Raw genomic sequence first — 3,387 nt, 5'->3', positions numbered from 1 at the left:
CGAAGCCGAGAAGACCGCGCAGAAGGAAGCCGAAGACGCCATGAAGCCGCTGGTCGAGCGCGTGAAAACAGCCCTCGGCGAGCGCGTCAAAGAAGTGCGCGTCACCCACCGCCTCACCGATTCGCCCGCCTGCCTCGTCACCGGCGAAGCCGACATGAGCGCCAACCTCGAACGCCTGCTCAAGGCCGCCGGCCAGGCCGCGCCCACCGTGAAACCCACGCTGGAAATCAACCCGTCACATGCATTGGTCACGCGGCTCAACAGCGAGACCGACGACACCCGCTTCGCCGACTGGGCCAACCTGCTGTTCGAGCAGGCGCTGTTGGCAGAAGGTGGCCAGCTTGATGACCCGGCGAGTTTTGTGCGGCGGTTGAATGGGGTGCTGGCGATGTTGCCGAGTTAATAAGTAAGCCGCTCGTACCGAAACACAAGCGGTCTTAAATCTGTTGTTCCCGGCGCGACTGAACAATCAGTCGCGCTTTTTTATTGTCATTGATCTAGTCGATGTTGCGCGTTGATCCGAATGCTGCAATCCTAGTTCCGATTTTTATCGAGTCCAGCACCCCTTCGAGCTTTTTTTGCAAAAGCCAATTCGATGCTGGCCCTTATAGTTGATTTTGATCCATGCCCAAGGTTGATCTAACGATGGCGAACATAGAAGAAGCGAATATCGAAATAGAGACTGAGGACGATGAGGAGAGCTATGTCACTTACGACATCGCCACCTACCCATCTGACTTAACCCTTTCAGGAATTTTTGAGCAGTGGAGAAGCGAGGAAATACTGATACCGGACTACCAACGTGAATTTGTATGGAGCCAAAAACAAGCGTCGCTGCTCATTGAGTCCTTCCTGGTTGGCCTCCCAATCCCGCCTGTCTTCCTGTACATCGATGAGTCGAATAAATACGTTGTCATCGATGGGCAACAGCGCATCACGAGCGTTGTTTATTTTTTCGAAGGGTTCTTCGGTATAGAAGACCAAAAATCAAAAAAGACTACCTTCAGGCTAGCAGGGCTGTCTCCCAAGAGCCCCTTCTTAAACAAATCGTTTGCAGAGCTAACCGAGAGCGATCAAAGAAAGCTCCGTGGCGCGGTCTTAAGGGCGATGAATATTCGCCAGCTGTCTCCTAAAGGTGAGCCTACCGCGGCATATCACATATTCGAGCGACTCAACACAGGCGGCACACCGCTAAAGCCCCAAGAAATCAGAAACTGTGTTTATCGGGGACGCATAGTGGAGCGCCTTCGCGAATTGAACCGGAATTCAGATTGGCGAGAAATTCTAGGCAAGAGCAACGTAGATAAACATCAAAAAGATGTCGAACTAATTCTCAGATTGTTTGCGCTTTTTGAGAGTCTCGAAAACTATCAGCGCCCCATGAAAGACTTCCTGTCCGCGTCAATGAAACGAAACCTTAACTTCGATTCAGATAGCGCAAAGAAATTTGAAGATCTGTTCACCAAAGTGGCAGCGCGGGTAGTGGCGGAGCTTGGGGAAAAACCATTCACCCGCCGCGGCCCGGTCAACTCAGCTTTGCTCGAAAGTGTATTTGTAAGCCTTATACGAATAGGGGAGCCTTTCAGCACAGATCTCCATACGCAATTTGAACAACTCAAAGCTAACCCTGACTTTCAAGCGGCAATATCGCAGTCCACCGCAAATGAAGATGTACTCAGAATGCGCCATACGATTGCTTATCAAGCCTTTGCCTCCTAAATCGAGGAGGTAACGAATGAATAAACGATCAACGCGCCAAGTAAGAGATTTCATTTCGCACTTGAGCGGAGTTGCTCCAAGCCCAGCAGCAGATTTGCTTCATGCGCGCTATGCGGGATTTGCAGCGGTTTCAGCTGTGTCCAATTTAGAGCAATCAACCAAAGATGCTTTCAAAGAATTCGCCGCAAAGCGGGATCCAGACTTTGAATATTTTGTTCAAAGCGTTTTCGACTCTTTCAACGCACAACTCAAACTAAAACTGCTGAAAGAGAAGCATCTGGCGCGCTTTGGGGCGACAAGAGTGCAACGCTTCGATGAATTACTGGAAAGATGCGAAAGACGGGCTTTGAAGTGGGCTCACGTCAGTCTTAAGAGCGCGTATGGCAATCTTATCGTCTGGCGACATTCTTGCGCTCACTCAGGCTATTTGGACAGCGCTACATTACCTGAGGTTGCTAAAGCGGCACGCGCCGGTGAGGTCGTAATTCGAGCTCTCTGGCTCTCGCTCGGATGACCGGATTACGTGGACCATGCTTGGATATAGTTTCCACCTAAATTCAATGCTGACCACTATTAAAGATGACTCACGACGCGCCTAACATTGAAGTGCTACTAAATAGATCAGCAGAGCTTGCAGAAGTCTTAGCGGACTTCTTGACGCTAGCGCCTTACGACGATTCGGCCAAAATCACATCGAGCCGCACACTGTGCGGGGTGTCATTTGAACACGCAGAGAGTGTGCGCATTCTGATCTCTACTGGCAATTTCACATCGTCCCTTGGCGTTCTTCGAATGCAGTACGAAGCTCTTGTTAAAGCTGTGTGGGCTCTGTACTCCGCCTCTGATACTTCAATTAGCAAGCTACAAAGCGAACTGAATCATGAAACGGCAAAGTGGGCAGATAAAGTCCCATCGCTAAGCGAGATACTGGTTGAGCTTGACGGAAAAGCACCCGCGCAAGCATTGGGGCCATTGCTTGAGTTCAAGGAATATTCATGGAAGCCCCTGAGTTCATATATACATGGCGGGGTTCATGCCATCTCTCGGCACAACGAGGGTTACCCGATTCAGCTTTTGTCTCAAACACTCAGATCATCAAACGGACTACTACTAATGACAGGAATGATGCTCGTTATTCTGTCTGGGGATAGTAGGCAATCGGGGAAAATCCCAACAATTCAACAGCGGTTTGCTAATTGCTGCCCAGATTTGCATCCGCACTAGGGAACAGACCACGGCTTTCGCACCACGCTTAGGAAACAAATGGGTTGGAAAGACACGATTATTTCTGCTACCCCCCTTTGATTCCCGCAACGAGTTCACGAGTCGACGTATAAATAGATGAGGGCAAACCGATGTCTGACATGATTCTGTTAGGTACTCGCAAGGGCAAGCGATACCGTATTGCACTGCAATAGCAAACCCCGACATCGGCTTTCAGCTCACACGTTCTAAAGAGAATACGCATGGAATTCTTTAGCAAAATCCAACACCCCCACCTCGACATCTCAATGCTCAAGAATCTCCTGACCATCGACAACCTGCCAAGTCTGTGCGCCTCCATCAGCTCGGCCACGTCGGACAGCGACAACGCCGGCAATATCTACTGCCTTTGGGGCGCGTTCAGCCTGCGGCGCGACGAGATTCGGAACGGTGTCCGTTATGCGC

At 50.4% G+C, this 3,387-nt stretch carries 4 protein-coding genes; all 4 read left to right on the top strand.

Going from position 1 to position 3,387, the window contains the following annotated elements; genetic code table 11:
* Positions 1–403 (top strand): hypothetical protein (locus Q8N04_15290; protein MDP3092037.1); only part of this gene is annotated, 403 nt, incomplete at its 5' end.
* Between the two features lie 242 nt (positions 404–645).
* A complete protein-coding gene (locus Q8N04_15285; GenBank protein MDP3092036.1) occupies positions 646–1,719 on the top strand; it encodes a DUF262 domain-containing protein in 1,074 nt (357 codons plus the stop codon).
* A 16-nt stretch (positions 1,720–1,735) separates the two neighbouring features.
* Positions 1,736–2,233, top strand: coding sequence for a hypothetical protein (locus Q8N04_15280; GenBank protein MDP3092035.1), 498 nt, complete (start codon positions 1,736–1,738; stop codon positions 2,231–2,233).
* A gap of 952 nt (positions 2,234–3,185) precedes the next feature.
* The coding region (locus Q8N04_15275) for a hypothetical protein (protein ID MDP3092034.1) at positions 3,186–3,387 on the top strand (202 nt) is incomplete at its 3' end.

It is taken from the genome of Nitrospira sp. (assembly GCA_030692565.1).
Lineage (GTDB): Bacteria > Nitrospirota > Nitrospiria > Nitrospirales > Nitrospiraceae > Nitrospira_D.
This window is presented reverse-complemented; position numbering and strand designations above follow the sequence as displayed.

Coding starts and splice junctions, on each gene's coding strand:
- Q8N04_15280 (MDP3092035.1), top strand. CDS start 1,736: ATGAATAAACGATCAACGCGCCAAGTAAGAGATTTCATTTCGCACTTG.
- Q8N04_15285 (MDP3092036.1), top strand. CDS start 646: ATGGCGAACATAGAAGAAGCGAATATCGAAATAGAGACTGAGGACGAT.